The sequence below is a fragment of the Chryseobacterium sp. KBW03 genome, assembly GCF_003852415.1.
In the GTDB taxonomy this organism is placed as follows: domain Bacteria; phylum Bacteroidota; class Bacteroidia; order Flavobacteriales; family Weeksellaceae; genus Chryseobacterium; species Chryseobacterium viscerum.
Genome location: NZ_QAJO01000007.1, coordinates 12,315 through 27,306, shown reverse-complemented (window position 1 = coordinate 27,306; position 14,992 = coordinate 12,315). Strand labels below are relative to the sequence as shown.

The window sequence follows — 14,992 nt, the reverse complement described above, 5'->3', positions numbered from 1 at the left end:
GAAATTCCTTACGGAAGCTTTTTATATTTTTAAGATGATTAGTCTAGGATTTCAGTAACCTGACCTGAACCAACTGTTCTACCTCCTTCTCTGATCGCAAATCTAAGACCTACGTTAAGAGCGATTGGTTGTAACAATTCTACAGTGATCTCTAAGTTATCACCAGGCATTACCATTTCTACACCTTCTGGTAAGAAGATCTCACCTGTAACGTCAGTAGTTCTTACATAGAACTGAGGACGGTACTTGTTGTGGAATGGAGTGTGACGTCCACCTTCTTCCTTAGAAAGGATATAAACAGAAGCTTTGAATTTTTTGTGTGGCTTAACTGAATCTTTCTTAGCGATAACCATACCTCTCTTGATGTCAGTTTTTTCAATACCTCTCAACAATAGACCTACGTTATCTCCAGCTTCACCTCTATCTAGGATCTTTCTGAACATCTCAACTCCTGTAATAGTAGAAGTTAATTTCTCATCACCCATACCAACGATATCAACTGGATCACCAGTGTTGATAACACCAGCCTCGATTCTACCAGTTGCTACAGTACCTCTACCTGTAATAGAGAATACATCTTCAATAGGCATCAAGAATGGCTTATCCATATCTCTTGTTGGTTGCTCGATCCAATTATCAACAGCATCCATTAATTCTTCTACACTTTTGAACCATTTGTCTTCTGTGTTAACAGGAGATGAAGTAGCTGCAGTAAGTGCACCTAGTGCAGAACCTTGAATTACTGGAGAGTTATCTCCGTCAAAATCATAAGTAGACAATAAGTCTCTAAGTTCCATTTCAACTAGCTCTAATAATTCAGCATCGTCTACCATGTCAACTTTGTTCATGAAAACAACAATTCTAGGTACGTTTACCTGACGGCAAAGTAAGATATGTTCTCTTGTTTGAGGCATTGGTCCATCAGTTGCAGCACATACTACGATTGCTCCATCCATCTGAGCAGCACCAGTTACCATGTTCTTAACATAGTCGGCGTGACCTGGACAGTCAACGTGAGCATAGTGTCTATTTTCAGTTTCGTACTCAATGTGAGCAGTATTGATAGTGATACCTCTTTCTTTTTCTTCTGGAGCAGAGTCAATAGCAGAGAAATCTTTCTTCTCAGCAAGACCTTTGCTAGCTAACACAGCACTAATTGCTGCAGTAAGTGTTGTTTTACCATGGTCAACGTGACCAATAGTACCAATGTTCAAGTGTGGTTTGTTACGATTAAACGTTTCCTTTGCCATGATTTAAATTATTTATTTATTGTTTTTCAAATTTTCAGTGTGCAAATATAATGAATTTTTAAATACCAAAAACTTTTTATTAAAAAAACTTTCAATATTCTCATCCACTGAAGGACAAACCTTACATTTCCACGTATTGAGAATGCAAATTTACACAAATTTCTTAATTGAAAAAAATCCTTAGAAACGTTTTATTAAAAATATAAACTATCTTACTAATTATGAATACAATATACAGGTGAAAAAATCCTGAGAATAAGTCTGTCCGTAAATCCATTTCTGTTTTTTTCTCGTACATACAAAAACAACAACTAAAATTAATATTATGAGAAAACTATTACACATCTGCCTGGCCCTGTTTGCCTTTGCAACTTTGTTTTCGTGTGACAATTCGGATGAAAACTATATGTCAGAAAATACCCCTCAGGGTCCGGATCTTATGGTATACGGAATAACAGCAATGAATGAGCTTGTTTATTTTAATTCCAATAATCCGAAAACTTTCACCTCAAAAACAGCTGTAACAGGCGTTACATCAGGAGAAAAATTGTTAAGTATAGATTTCAGACCTGCAACAGGAGAACTATATGCATTATCAAGTGCCAGTAAATTATATATCATCAATACTTCCAATGCTTCAGCAAGAGCCGTAAGCTCCACAGCATTTGCTCCTTTGATTTCGGGGACAATAGCTTCTATTGATTTCAATCCTACCGTTGACAGAATTCGCCTGGTGAGTAATACCGGACAAAACCTGCGTTTACATCCGGAAACCGGAGCTGTTGCCGCCACTGATATTACTATTAACGGTACCGGAACCCCTTCGATAACAGGATTAGCCTACACAAACAGTAAAGCCGGTGCTACTGCAACTGTTTTATATGATATTGATCCGGCTTTAGGAAAATTATATAAACAAGATCCTCCCAACAATGGAACTTTAGTGGAAGTGGGAAATTTGGGAGCTACTTTTACCGGACAGGCCGCCTTTGATATTAAATTTGATAACAGTACCGCTCTATTGGCTCTCAGTGATAAATTGCATGTTCTGGATCTGAATAATGGAAAAACTACTTATGTAGGTTCTCTTCAGCAGGCAGTCATTGATCTTGCCATTCCCACAGAACCGGTAGCCTATGCCATTGACAATTCTAATAATCTACAAATTTTCAATCCAAACAGTCCGATGCCAGTTTCCAAGACAGTGGCAGGATTACAGAGTGGTGAGAATATTTTAGGGATAGATTTCCGTCCTGTAAACGGACAATTGTATGCATTGGGAAGTTCAAGCAGAATTTACACCATCAATTTGGGTACAGGAGCCGCTACCGCTGTGGGTACTTCTCCTTTTGCTACTTTACTTTCAGGAACAGATTTCGGCTTCGATTTCAATCCTACTGTGGATAGAATAAGGGTAGTGAGCAATACAGGGCAGAATCTTCGCTTAAATCCTAACGACGGAACAATTGCCGCTGTAGATCTTGCATTAAATCCAGGAAGCCCTATGATAAGCGCTGCAGCGTATACGAATAATTTTGCAGGAAGCACGGCTACTACTTTATTTGTAATTGATCATAATACGGATAAATTATACCAGCAGAACCCACCTAATAATGGAACTTTAGTAGAGACGGGTTCTTTAGGGATTAACATTACAAGTGCTAATGGTTTTGATATTGGAAGCATGAGCCAAAAAGCCTATTTAATGGCGTCGGTAGGTTCATCTACAAAAATTTACTCCATCAATACAACAACAGGAGCTGCAACTTCAGTATCCGATTATCCGAATGCTGTAAAAGCTTTTACAGTGGGATTAGGATTTTAAACTTTGACTCATCCTTTTTTTATTTCAATAAATGCAGAAGCGCGGAAAACTTTGTTTTCCGCGCTTCTTACTAATATAAATGAAAGATAATTTAAATATGACTGAGCTTCTTCGTCCTGTTGAATATCCAGAAGATAATCGGAAAAATAAGCAGTGTAAGAACTGTTGCTGTAATAAGTCCTCCAATAATTACAATAGCCAAAGGTTTTTGAGATTCCGATCCAATACCTGTAGATAAAGCTGCCGGCATCAATCCGATAGATGCCATAAGTGCCGTCATAATTACCGGTCTGGTTCTTGATTTCACTCCGTTTAATATCGCTGAGTCTATATCCATGCCGTCTTTAACGTTCTGATGGAACTCCGTGATAAGGATAACACCGTTCTGGATACAAATTCCCAAAAGGGCAATCATTCCTACTCCGGCAGAGATTCCAAAATTGATTCCGGTAACATGCAGTGCAATAATACCACCGATTAAAGCAAACGGTACGTTGGCCAATACCAAAAGGGAATCCTTCATATTTCCAAACAGAATAAACAGCAGGAAGAAAATCATCAGAATACTCACCGGTACCACCTGCGTCAGCCTGTGTGATGCACGTTGCTGGTTTTCAAACTGCCCGGTCCATCCTACGGAATAGCCATCAGGAAGTTCAATAGCATCCACTTTTTTCTGGGCATCAGCGATAGTACTTCCTAAATCTCTATCACGAATGGAGAATTTAACCCCAATATATCTTTTGATATTATCTCTATAAATAAATGCAGCCCCGTTGTCTTTAACGATAGTACTTATTTCTTTTAAAGGAATCTTTGCCCCATCCTGTGTAGGAACCATCAAAGCTGCAATGTCATTTTCATTGGTTCTGTATTCCTGGGAATACCGTAGACGGATTGGGAACTTTCTTTCGCCATCGAACATTTCTGAAGCGGTTTTCCCTCCAAAAGCCATTTCCAGTACAGCCTGTGCATCTGCCGGCATTACTCCATAAGCAGCCATTTTATCTCTGTCCAGCACAACGCTTACTTCCGGCTGTCCGATATTTTTAATAATTCCCGGATCTTTTACCCCTTGTACATCTTTAATTTTCAGTACCACTTCGTTGGCTAATTTATCAAGGGTTTCCAGGTTATCACCATAAATTTTGATTCCGTTTTCGGCTTTAAAACCAGCTACGGCTTCTGCTACGTTATCGGAGATCGGCTGGGAATAGTTGAACGTAATTCCCTGATAACTTCTGAGCTTTTTGTCAATTTCATTAATCAATTCATCGTAGGTGATCTTACGTTTCCATTCTTCTCTCGGCTTAAGATTAACGGCAAACTGTACAAATCCGAATCCATTGGGGTCTGTTCCATCGTTACTTCTCCCCGTCTGTGCCAGAACATCTGTGACTTCCGAGAAGCTCATAATATCTTTCTTTAAAAGATCTGCTGTTTTCAATGATTCTTTCAATGAAGAACTCATTGGCATTTCCGCAGTGATCCAAAGTGAACCTTCGTTGAGCTGCGGCAAGAATTCTGTTCCTAAAAATTTACCGGAAAATAAAGTGACTACCAGAAACGAGATCGCAACAATCATACTCGTTTTTTTATGCTTAAATGTTAAATTAAAGCCTTTCAAAACGATTCTATCCCAAAAATTAACAAACGGATTATTTTTTTCTCTTACATTTTTATTTAAAAGCAGATGGGAAAGAACAGGAACCAGTGTTAATGTAAATATCAACGCTCCTATCAATGCAAATCCTAACGTAAATGCTAAAGGCGAGAACATTTTCCCTTCCACTTTCTGGAATGAGAAGATGGGAATAAGAGAGGTAATGATAATCAATTTTGAAAAGAAGATTGCTTTTCCTAATCCGGTTCCGGTCTGCTTGATCCAGCCTCCCTTTGCGAGTTTATTAAATTTCTCCATGCCATACCGTTTGGCTTTATGATCCAGCATTACGAAGAGTCCTTCTACCATGACGACGGCTCCGTCAATGATAATTCCAAAGTCTACCGCTCCTAATGAAAGAAGGTTGGCACTCATCCCGGCTAGTTTTAAACATAAAAATGCAAACAGTAAGGATAGAGGAATAATGATGGAAACAATTAATGTTGTTCTCCAGTCGGCCATAAAGATCAAAACGATTACCGTTACCAGTACAATTCCTTCAATAAGATTATGCATTACAGTATGGGTCGTAAAATCCATCAGGTTATCACGGTCATAGAACGTAACCATCTTCACATCTTTTGGAAGAACTTTTTCGTTGAGCTCTTTAATTTTAGCTTTCACTCCCACCAAAACTTCTCTTGGATTTTCTCCTTTTCTCATTACCACGATTCCTTCTACTGTATCATCGTGATTATTCAGAGCCGCCTGCCCTACTCTAGGCATAGAGCTTTCATGTACTTCTGCTACATTTTTTACCAAAACAGGGTTTCCACTATCATTTTGAATGGTAATATTTCCGATGTCAGTAATCGATTTTACCAAACCAATTCCTCTTACAACATAGGCCTGCCCATTTTTCTCAATCACATCACCCCCTACATTCAGATTACTCTTGGTAACGGCATCATATACCTGAAGTGGTGTCAGATTGTATTTATCTAATGCGCGTGGATCGATACTCAATTCGAACACTTTATCCTGTCCTCCGAAAACGTTAATATCCGCTACACCGGGTACTCCTCTTAAAGCACGGTCTATCACCCAATTTTGCAGCGTAAGCAGACTACGGGAATCTTTTGTTTTACTTTCCAGCGTATATCTGAAAATCTCACCGGTTGGCCCGTAGGGCGGCTGTACTTCCGGGTCTACCTCATCAGGAAGGCTAATGGTTCTTAACTGGTTATTGACCTGATTTCTGGCAAAAGTATCATCCACCCCATCATCAAACAGAATTTTAACAATGGAAAGTCCAAACATCGTGGTACTTCTCACACTTGTTTTCTTCTGAACCGGGCTCATTGCCAATTCAATGGGTGTAGTAACAAAACGCTCTACTTCTTCTGCACTACGGCCATTCCACTGGGTAATGATTACAATCTGGGTATTGGTAACATCCGGAAAAGCTTCAATAGGCATATTTTTGAAACTTATAAAACCGGAGATCGCTAAAATCGCCACCCAGATAAAGGTAAATGCTTTATTTTTTAATGAAAAAGCGATTATATTTTTTATGAATTTATTCATGATAGATAAATTGATGACCTAAAAAAGCCGTTGAAAGAAAATACAAATATTCTTAATGGTTTAATAAGACTAGCTGTTCAGTGAACGGTATATCAGCAGCTGATTGTTGGTAATCACTTCTTCTCCTTCTTTCAGTCCATCTGCAACATAGGTAACATCTCCTACCTGCTTTAATACTTTAATTTCTCTGATTTTCACATCTGTTCTGGATTTGAAAATAACGACAAAGCTTTTATTGTCATCAAAAATAACAGCCTTTGACGGTAAAGTAAGCATCGTACTGCTTTCTAAGCTGGATACTTTTATCGTAGCTTTACTATCCGGAATCAGAAGTCCGTTGGCGTTATCCAGCACCACTCTTGCCTGCATGGCATTGGTCTGCGGATCAATAATCTTGAATATTTTATCAATTTTCCCGTCAAAAAATTTATCCGGATAAGAAAGAGTAGATACCTGCGCTTTCATTCCAAGGCTGATCTTATCAATATCAGATTCATTGACGTTCATGATGGCCCATACATTGGTTGTATTGGCAACATCAAAGATATTATCACTTCTGTCACTTCTCAGCTGCATATCTTTATTGATACTTTTCTGAACAATATAACCGCTGATAGGGGCTACTACACTGTATATATTTCCGCTTTTCACATTATAGACCGTACTGATTGCTGCTGTTCTCTGCATTTGGTCTTCGGCTTTTTGCAATTGGCTTTTGGCTTCCAGGACATCTCTTTCTGTATTAAGCTTTCCTTCATACAATTCTTTAGCAACACGAAGGTTATTTTTAGCTACTACCATATCGGTTTTAGCATCACTTACATCTTTTTGAATTTCTGCAAGCTCGGTACTTCGGATTGTTGCCAGCACCTGCCCTTTTTTCACATAATCTCCAAGCTCTACATTTACACTCATTACGTTTCCTCCTACCAACGGATAAACATCTATATAACTGTTTTTATCTGCAGAGATCTTTCCGTAAAAGCTATACTGATCTTCTATATTCTTCTTTTCAACTTTTGCCAGAGAAATGGAACTTAACATGGTATTGCTAAGCTCAAATCCTTTTTTAGCCTGATTGGGTTTTTCTTCCTCTTTTTTTGAACATGCCAATAATGAGAGGGCTATCAATACGGGGATAATATATGTTTTCATGGTTTTAATAGAAGATTTTCGTTTGTACTAGTTGATTAAGCTGTTCTGCCGACTGCATGATTTCATTTTTCATATCATAGATCTGAAGGGCTGTTTCCCTATAGCTGTCCATGAAATCTGTAAATTCTATCAGGTTGACATTTCCTTTTCTGAAATTGGTCAGCATTCCGTTGTATACAAGATCCATATTCTGCAGATCTGTCGTTTTAATATCCAGGAGCTGATCATACTGGGTCTTCCAGGTTTTATAGGCAGACTGAATTTTGGTTTGTAGCGTGAGTTTCTGGAAGTCTGCATTTTTCTGGTTCTGCTGAATAGCATAATTTGCTTTTTCCACATTCCCCTGATTTGATTTCCATAAAGGCAAAGGAATTCCTAGAGTCAGGTTGGCTTCATTATTAAATGTTCCTCCTGCCTGATCCCATGCAGCACCTACTGTCACATCAGGTACATTCAATGATTTCTGCCATTGTGCATATAGTTTGCTGTTATCAATAAGTTTCAGGTTATATCGGTAATCTGCATTATTTTCCAATGCTTTGCCTTTAAGCTCTTCTTCATCACCGAAGGGTTGTGCTGCCAATGCTTCTTTAGCTTCAGCCTCAGACATTGCTGGTTCTATATCTTCTGAAATTCCCGTTAAAACTTTTAAATTCTGTTCAAAATCAAGAATGTTTTTATTGATCTCCAGTTTATCATGATTCAATTGGATCACAATACTCTGTAATCTGACAGCATCTTTAAGGGAAACGTTTCCTTTTGCCGACTGTACACGATAGGCATTTAAGAGGTCGTTCATATACCCTAGCTGCTTATTGGTGTTCTCAAGTTTTAGTTTTTCGTAATAAAGATTAAAATAAGCAGAACGAAGCTGAGATCTTAGATCGGCAAGCAATTGGGAAAACTGAAGCTGCGCCAATTCTTTATTGGATTTGGCAAAAGCAATTTCATTTTTCTTTTTCCCCCCCATATAGATCAGCTGTGTAATTCCTGCTCCTTTTGAATGTCCTACATCAAAAACCTTTTTGTCCTGAGGGTTGTACGCATTAAACTGTCCGCTCAACTGGGGCAATTCCCAGATTTTAGCCTGCAGAATATCTGCATCAGCCATATTGATGTTGTATTGTTCGGCGAGCAGTTGTAAGTTGTTCTTCTGAAAAGCTTCTTCGCAATCCAAAAGAGACATCTGCTGTTGTGCCGCCATGAATGAGGAAATGGTGAGGCACAGCACTGCAATTCTGTTCATTATTTTTCTTTTTAAAATACAAAATTGCTTTGATGCGATTAAAAGAAACTTAAATGACGCTTAAAAAAATATTAAAATAGGCTTGAATAGCCCATTTACAAGAAGTCTGAAAGAATAAAAAGAGCATTTTATTCTCTTATTGTTGAATTTTTAATTAAAAATTTAATCCGTAGTTTAACAAAAAAGCAACTGTTTTTTTAAGACCAGTTGCTTTTATACTTATTTTTTAAAAAATAATGTGAATTTATTAATGTAATCTTCAGGAGAAGAGTATATAATATCAGCATCGTGATATTCCAGGATTCTTTTAACGATTCTAAGACCCAAGCCTGATCCTGATATATTTTGAGCATTATTTCCTCTTGTGAAAGCTTCAAACAGCTTTATCTGCTCTCCTTCAGAAATAGTATTTCCGTGAGAAATAACTTCTATAGAAAGATTATCATTTGTTTCGGTAATCAGGACATTCACTTCCGTATTGTCTGAATATACCGCTGCATTTTTGAACAGATTAATAAAGACAATCACCAGCAGCGACTGAATCCCTTTTATAGTCAGAAAAGCATTTTCAGAACTATCTTCATTAATCAGGAAATCCATCTTAAGTTTCGGGTAACTTTTCTCGACTGCTTCAAAGGCCTCAAAAATGACTTCATCAATCCTTACCTCTTCATAGATACTCTGAATATTTTCTTTATCAAATTTCGTAAGCAGCAAGAGGGAATTCGTCAGATCTGACAACTGGTATACATCCCGCTGAATCTGCTGTAAGGCAGATAATGTTTCTGGAGAGTGTTCCTCAAATTTAATAAGGTTTTCCAACTGAAATGCCATTCTTGTAATGGGTGTTCTGATCTCATGTGAAGCACTGGCCGTAAAATCCTTTTGCGACTGAAATACATCATCCAGTCTTCCGATCATCGTATTAAAAGATTTTGCAAGGACACTCACTTCATCATTGGACTGCTGAACAGGAATCTGCGTCGTCAGTTTATGGGCCGTAACTTCAGAAATTTCCTTATTCAGGTCTTCCAGCGGACGAAGAAATTTTTCCACAAAATAATAACTAAAAAACCCAATAAGCATTGTACTCATCACATATGCTGTGATCAAAAGATATTTAAGATACCCCAGCTTTGATTTTCCATTAGTATCAAAAGCACTGGTAAGAATATAATAGTTTTCACCATTGATATTTCTAAGTGCAGCATAGATCTCCGGAATTGTTTTCTCGGTGTAAATAATCTTCTTTCTATCCAGCTCTTTAAGCATTGCACTGTCCCAGGTGACATTCCGGTCCTTGATTGTACTATAGATCAGTTCCTTTTTTTCATTGAAAATTAAAATCTTTTCATTCAGAAGGATATTATCTGAGTTCTCATTGAAAAAAACCGGGGCTTCTTCTTCAAAGTCTTTGGATTTTGAAATGAAATGAGAAGTAAATTCCAGTCTCTGTCTGAATCTTTCTTTGAACTCATCTCTTCTAAAATCATTAAAAGATAAATAAATGACCGCCATCACCATTCCAAAGAGTAATGAAAAGGCGATACTGATCGTCAAAGCTATCTTTCTTTTTAAAGACATTTATAATGGACTTAGGTAATATCCGAAACCGGAACGGGTGTGAATTAATTTTACTTTGAAATCTTTATCAATCTTTTTCCTTAAGAAATTAATATAAACTTCCACTGTGTTCGTATTTGTATTAAAATTGTGCTCCCAGACATGTTCTGTGATCTGCTGTTTGGAAACCGTTCTCCCTTGCGCTTCCGCAAGATAGACCAGCAGTTGAAATTCTTTCAGCGTAAGTGTTATTTCATTTCCACCTCGATAGACCTTTTGCTCAGTTTTATTAATAATGAGGTCATCTATCCTCAGAATATCCTGATCCGAATTATCTGAAGGTGCTTTTCGTCTCAACAAAGAATTTATTCTTAAAAGAAGTTCTTCAAACTGAAAAGGTTTTACCAGATAATCATCAGCCAGCCTGTTAAAGGCATCCTTTTTATCAGAGATATCTCCATAAGCAGAAATGATAATAATGGGTGTATTCTTGTCAAAAGAACGAATCGTCTGGCAGACATCAAGTCCATTTATTTTAGGAACATTGATATCTAATAAATACAGATCATATGTATTATTCTTTATCTGGCGGAGAAAAGTTTCTCCGTCATAGATCTTATCACAGTTAAAATTATTTGATTCTAAAAATCTGCAAAGCTCTGCAGAAAGAATGAGATCATCTTCTAATAAAAGAATATTCATCAAAAATTTATTTTACACGAATTTAACGAAAATTTTATGATTGAGATTCTAAAGATGAAGTAAAAGTTTTTAGGACCCATCTCTATTTAATATTTAAGAGAGATTAGGTTAAAAAATTGTAGAGCAATCGGTCATGATTTTATCTAAGCAAATGTTTAACCATAAGATGTCTTTAAGAACAAAATCAATTTCCTTTTCTAAATAAAATTTGGGTAAAAAAAAATCCCGAAGAAATTCGGGAAAATCGAGAGCCAACTACGGGACTTGAACCCGTGACCTCTTCCTTACCAAGGAAGCACTCTACCGCTGAGCTAAGTCGGCATCAAATAAAAAAATCACACTGAGTAGCGTGATTTTTTTGAGCGGAAGACGGGGGTCGAACCCGCGACATTCAGCTTGGAAGGCTGACGCTCTACCAACTGAGCTACTTCCGCAATTTTGTTTCCAAAATTATTGGTAAACGCTGTGCAAAACTAAGAAAACTTCTTTGATTTTGCAAGTTTTTTTTAATATAAAAAGTGGGGAGAGCAGGATTCGAACCTGCGAAGCCGAAGCAACTGAGTTACAGTCAGTCCCATTTAGCCACTCTGGAATCTCCCCAAATATGTTATATTAAATTGAGCCTCCAGAGGGATTCGAACCCACGACCCCGAGATTACAAATCACGTGCTCTGGCCAACTGAGCTATGGAGGCATTTTAATAAAAGACTGAAAGTGATAGAGAGACTCTACTCTACACATTTCAGTGTTAAAAAAAATCACTTTAAAAGGGTGATTTTTTTGAGCGGAAGACGGGGGTCGAACCCGCGACATTCAGCTTGGAAGGCTGACGCTCTACCAACTGAGCTACTTCCGCAATTTTGTTTCCAAAACCATTGGTAAACGCTGTGCAAAACTAAGAAAACTTATTTAATCTTGCAAGTTTTTTTTATAAAAATATAAAGTGGGGAGAGCAGGATTCGAACCTGCGAAGCCGAAGCAACTGAGTTACAGTCAGTCCCATTTAGCCACTCTGGAATCTCCCCAAATATGTTATATTAAAATGAGCCTCCAGAGGGATTCGAACCCACGACCCCGAGATTACAAATCACGTGCTCTGGCCAACTGAGCTATGGAGGCAAATATAAAAAAGAATTCAAAAGATCGCTGTTCCTTTTTTGCGAGTGCAAATATAGAACGGATTTTTTGAATTCTCAAATATTTTATAAACTTTTTTCGACTTTTTTTTTAAGCCATTTCTTTCTTCTTGATTAAGAGCTTTTTAGCAGTATCAACGCAAAGGTCCATACTTTCTTCAAAACTCGCTGTTGTCTTTTTTACTACGATATCGTCACCCGGAACCGCCAAAATAATCTCAGCAGTTTTATTCGCTTTATCAGCGTTATTTTCTACTTTCAAGAATACCTTACACTCATGAATCTTGTCATAAAAGGTATCCAATTTGCTTACTTTTTTTTCGATGTGTGATTCTAGTGGTTCGTGTGGAGTTAAACCAATTGATTGTACTGAAATCTTCATAATTCTTCTTTTTTTGATGCTCGAGGGTGAGCCTGATTAAACACTTTTTTCAATTGTTCAATATTAGCATTCGTATAGACTTGAGTACTGGCAAGACTGGAATGCCCTAATATTTTTTTCACTTTGGAGATCTCCGCCCCATTATCCAATACGTGAGTAGCAAAGCTATGACGAAGGATGTGAGGACTTCTTTTTTCTTTCGTTGTTATAAGACTAAGGTACTTATTAACTACCACATAAACAAATTTTTCGCTGAGTTTTTTCCCTTTCTTATTTACAAAAAAATACGATTGATATTCTGCCTGTGGTTTTCTTATTTCCATATAGCTCTTAAGAAGCTCAGACAATTCATTGGAAATGGGAACTACCCTTTCTTTATTCCCTTTCCCTATTACTTTTAATTCATTTCCGTATAAGTCAACATTCTCAAATATCAGGCCACAAAGTTCGGCTTTACGCATCCCAGTTTGGTAAAGTACCTCCATAATGCATTTTTCAAGAACATTATATACCTGTTCGAAGATTCTTTCATTAAGATCCTTCATTTCTTCTTCAGACATAGGGATCTGTTTTTCAGCGTAAAACTTCAGGGAAGAGATTCCTTCGGTAGGAGAAACTTTAATTTCCCCTATTTTCAAAAGAAATAGATAAAAACTACGAAGAGATGACAGCTTCCTATTGATACTTCTTTTGGAAATATTGTTTTCACTCAGTTCAACAATAAAATTTCTTATAATTTTCTTGTCTGCTTTGGCTAAATTGTCGGAAGATTCTGTTCGGAGACAGAAATGGGAAAAGTCTGCAAGGTCTTTTTTGTAGCTTGTAATGGTATGAGGAGAATACCTTTTCTCGAATTGTAAGTAGTCTATAAATTTATCCAACATGAGCTAGGGTATAAAATAAAAAATTCACTCCTCAAATATAATATTTAAGAAGTGAATTTAATATGTGTTTAAGAAAAAAATTCTTAAGCCTGCTCTTCCTTGCTAAGTGCTCTTTGTTTGTAAGCAGCTTTTAACTTAGATTGTCTCAAAGTTACAGAAGGCTTGATAAACGCTTGTCTAGATCTTAATTGACGAACTGTACCTGTTTTATCAAATTTTCTCTTGTATTTTTTTAAAGCTCTGTCGATGGATTCACCATCTTTTACTGGAATTATTAACATATTTTACATCTCATTTTGGATTGCAAAACTAAACTTTTTTTCTTAAAGTACAAAATATATTACAACAAACAATCAATTCCTTATTCAAAATTTGCTTAAAAATCCAGTATTGAAGACCATTAACACAGAATAATATTTTTATCCACAATGATCAAATGTGATCATCACAAGATCTTTAATCCATATACCCTACGCCCAATTTTTATTAAAATCCAACCATATTAATGAAATGTAAACTAAAAGCATTATCTTTGCATTCACTTTATTCATGGGGTTGACTGGTTTCGACAGCAAGACCAATGGGTAAGTAAGCATGCAGAGAACCGTAGCGCGATCTCTATAATCCCTTGCTACAAAATTTTAACTGGCAACGAAGAGTTCGCTCTTGCAGCTTAATATCGAAGTATAGTAGATCAAGCGTTTTCCCGAAGATAGTAAGGAAGCAAGATATTCCACAAATGCTCTGTTCTGCGGCGTTTGATTCTGGGATATAGGAATGCGGAAATAAGGTTTTAGAAGCTTCGGCTAAAACACGAAAACTTAGAAGATAAGCTGGAAGTTGGGCGTCTGCTCTCTGCCTCCAGTCGAAAATCAATAGTAGAATAAGCATGTAGAAAGCTTATGTATTGCTTGTTTGGACGAGGGTTCGAATCCCTCCAACTCCACAAAAAACCGCTTGAGTTTAACTTAAAGCGGTTTTTTATTTCAATATTAAAGTATTATCCGAAATTCTTATATTTACTCAAATTAATAACAACTACTCATGCTTTGGGTAGAATAATAACATTAACTCATGAAATTTTCATTATTATTACCTCTTCTAGGTATATCACTGTTAACTCTAAGTTGTTCAGGAAACGATGATACTCTACCTAACACTGAACAAGAACCGACAACACCTGTTCAACCTAAAACTACACATTTTAATCCACCAACATGGATACAAGGCACCTGGTCATGGAAACAAACGAGTGTCGCCCCAATTCAACGTATAAAATTCACTCAAAATGACATTATCTTACCTAACAATGTAAGCTATAATGATTTAATAAACCAATCAAAAACTAAAACTTTGGTACTAGCAATTGAAAGTGAAGGATCTTCAAGCACAATGTATGCTTACACAGAAACTCGCAGACCCACTACTAGTAGTGCATATAGTGCTGATGAATTTAGAGTTAAAAAAATAAATGACACCCTAATGGTAAGATATCCGGAGTTTTCCCCTGCTATATATTATACAAAGGAATAAGCAACTTTAAGAACCGACTTCTATTTAAGGTTTCATTAAAATAGAATAGAAAATTTATGCATTACCAGGCTGTATAAGGGCTCAATACATTTAAAACTACTGATTTTCGGTAGTTTTTTTTATTTT

General features: G+C 36.9%; 11 protein-coding genes, 7 tRNA genes and 1 other RNA gene. 3 read left to right on the top strand and 16 right to left on the bottom strand.

Annotation, left to right across the window (positions count from 1 at the left end):
• Positions 1-38 precede the first annotated feature (38 nt).
• Complete coding sequence (gene tuf / locus DBR39_RS16050) at positions 39-1,250, bottom strand: elongation factor Tu (RefSeq protein ID WP_103233339.1); 1,212 nt, start codon at positions 1,248-1,250, stop codon at positions 39-41.
• A gap of 325 nt (positions 1,251-1,575) precedes the next feature.
• Here tuf and DBR39_RS16045 point away from each other — a divergent pair, with 325 nt between their 5' ends.
• Positions 1,576-3,075 (top strand): DUF4394 domain-containing protein, encoded by a 1,500-nt coding sequence (locus DBR39_RS16045; protein WP_124534772.1) that lies wholly within the window; start codon positions 1,576-1,578, stop codon positions 3,073-3,075.
• 91 nt (positions 3,076-3,166) lie between these two features.
• Here the strand turns inward: DBR39_RS16045 and DBR39_RS16040 are convergent, their stop codons facing one another.
• From DBR39_RS16040 to rpsU, 15 genes are all read right to left on the bottom strand, one after another.
• A complete protein-coding gene (locus DBR39_RS16040; protein WP_124534770.1) occupies positions 3,167-6,265 on the bottom strand; it encodes an efflux RND transporter permease subunit in 3,099 nt (1,032 codons plus the stop codon).
• A 69-nt stretch (positions 6,266-6,334) separates the two neighbouring features.
• Positions 6,335-7,420: an efflux RND transporter periplasmic adaptor subunit gene (locus tag DBR39_RS16035; protein WP_124534768.1), complete on the bottom strand. Its 1,086-nt coding sequence runs from the start codon at positions 7,418-7,420 to the stop codon at positions 6,335-6,337.
• 4 nt (positions 7,421-7,424) lie between these two features.
• A complete protein-coding gene (locus DBR39_RS16030; RefSeq protein ID WP_124534766.1) occupies positions 7,425-8,666 on the bottom strand; it encodes a TolC family protein in 1,242 nt (413 codons plus the stop codon).
• A 219-nt stretch (positions 8,667-8,885) separates the two neighbouring features.
• Positions 8,886-10,250 carry an ATP-binding protein gene (locus DBR39_RS16025; RefSeq protein ID WP_124534764.1) on the bottom strand — a complete coding sequence of 455 codons (1,365 nt, stop codon included), beginning with the start codon at positions 10,248-10,250 and terminating at the stop codon, positions 8,886-8,888.
• Positions 10,251-10,931, bottom strand: coding sequence for a response regulator transcription factor (locus tag DBR39_RS16020; protein ID WP_124534762.1), 681 nt, complete (start codon positions 10,929-10,931; stop codon positions 10,251-10,253).
• A 249-nt stretch (positions 10,932-11,180) separates the two neighbouring features.
• Positions 11,181-11,252: transfer RNA gene (locus tag DBR39_RS16015), tRNA-Thr, on the bottom strand.
• Positions 11,253-11,292: 40 nt separating this feature from the next.
• Positions 11,293-11,365, bottom strand: a tRNA-Gly gene (locus DBR39_RS16010).
• A gap of 85 nt (positions 11,366-11,450) precedes the next feature.
• Positions 11,451-11,531, bottom strand: a tRNA-Tyr gene (locus DBR39_RS16005).
• 20 nt (positions 11,532-11,551) lie between these two features.
• Positions 11,552-11,625, bottom strand: a tRNA-Thr gene (locus DBR39_RS16000).
• An 89-nt stretch (positions 11,626-11,714) separates the two neighbouring features.
• A tRNA-Gly gene (locus DBR39_RS15995) sits at positions 11,715-11,787 on the bottom strand.
• Between the two features lie 88 nt (positions 11,788-11,875).
• Positions 11,876-11,956: transfer RNA gene (locus DBR39_RS15990), tRNA-Tyr, on the bottom strand.
• Between the two features lie 20 nt (positions 11,957-11,976).
• Positions 11,977-12,050: transfer RNA gene (locus DBR39_RS15985), tRNA-Thr, on the bottom strand.
• Positions 12,051-12,158: 108 nt separating this feature from the next.
• Positions 12,159-12,449 (bottom strand): HPF/RaiA family ribosome-associated protein, encoded by a 291-nt coding sequence (locus DBR39_RS15980; RefSeq protein ID WP_103233159.1) that lies wholly within the window; start codon positions 12,447-12,449, stop codon positions 12,159-12,161.
• Positions 12,446-13,333: a tyrosine-type recombinase/integrase gene (locus tag DBR39_RS15975; protein WP_124534760.1), complete on the bottom strand. Its 888-nt coding sequence runs from the start codon at positions 13,331-13,333 to the stop codon at positions 12,446-12,448. Before DBR39_RS15975 ends, DBR39_RS15980 begins: the two co-directional genes overlap by 4 nt.
• Positions 13,334-13,416: 83 nt before the next feature.
• Positions 13,417-13,614, bottom strand: coding sequence for a 30S ribosomal protein S21 (gene rpsU, locus DBR39_RS15970; RefSeq protein WP_045501128.1), 198 nt, complete (start codon positions 13,612-13,614; stop codon positions 13,417-13,419).
• A gap of 270 nt (positions 13,615-13,884) precedes the next feature.
• Here rpsU and ssrA point away from each other — a divergent pair.
• Both ssrA and DBR39_RS15960 read left to right on the top strand, forming a co-directional pair.
• Positions 13,885-14,282, top strand: a transfer-messenger RNA (tmRNA) gene (gene ssrA / locus DBR39_RS15965).
• Between the two features lie 125 nt (positions 14,283-14,407).
• Entirely contained in the window at positions 14,408-14,866 is a 459-nt protein-coding gene (locus tag DBR39_RS15960) for a hypothetical protein (protein ID WP_124534758.1), read from the top strand.
• Positions 14,867-14,992 lie beyond the last annotated feature (126 nt).

Coding starts and splice junctions, on each gene's coding strand:
- tuf (WP_103233339.1), bottom strand. CDS start 1,250: ATGGCAAAGGAAACGTTTAATCGTAACAAACCACACTTGAACATTGGT.
- DBR39_RS16045 (WP_124534772.1), top strand. CDS start 1,576: ATGAGAAAACTATTACACATCTGCCTGGCCCTGTTTGCCTTTGCAACT.
- DBR39_RS16040 (WP_124534770.1), bottom strand. CDS start 6,265: ATGAATAAATTCATAAAAAATATAATCGCTTTTTCATTAAAAAATAAA.
- DBR39_RS16035 (WP_124534768.1), bottom strand. CDS start 7,420: ATGAAAACATATATTATCCCCGTATTGATAGCCCTCTCATTATTGGCA.
- DBR39_RS16030 (WP_124534766.1), bottom strand. CDS start 8,666: ATGAACAGAATTGCAGTGCTGTGCCTCACCATTTCCTCATTCATGGCG.
- DBR39_RS16025 (WP_124534764.1), bottom strand. CDS start 10,250: ATGTCTTTAAAAAGAAAGATAGCTTTGACGATCAGTATCGCCTTTTCA.
- DBR39_RS16020 (WP_124534762.1), bottom strand. CDS start 10,931: ATGAATATTCTTTTATTAGAAGATGATCTCATTCTTTCTGCAGAGCTT.
- DBR39_RS15980 (WP_103233159.1), bottom strand. CDS start 12,449: ATGAAGATTTCAGTACAATCAATTGGTTTAACTCCACACGAACCACTA.
- DBR39_RS15975 (WP_124534760.1), bottom strand. CDS start 13,333: ATGTTGGATAAATTTATAGACTACTTACAATTCGAGAAAAGGTATTCT.
- rpsU (WP_045501128.1), bottom strand. CDS start 13,614: ATGTTAATAATTCCAGTAAAAGATGGTGAATCCATCGACAGAGCTTTA.
- DBR39_RS15960 (WP_124534758.1), top strand. CDS start 14,408: ATGAAATTTTCATTATTATTACCTCTTCTAGGTATATCACTGTTAACT.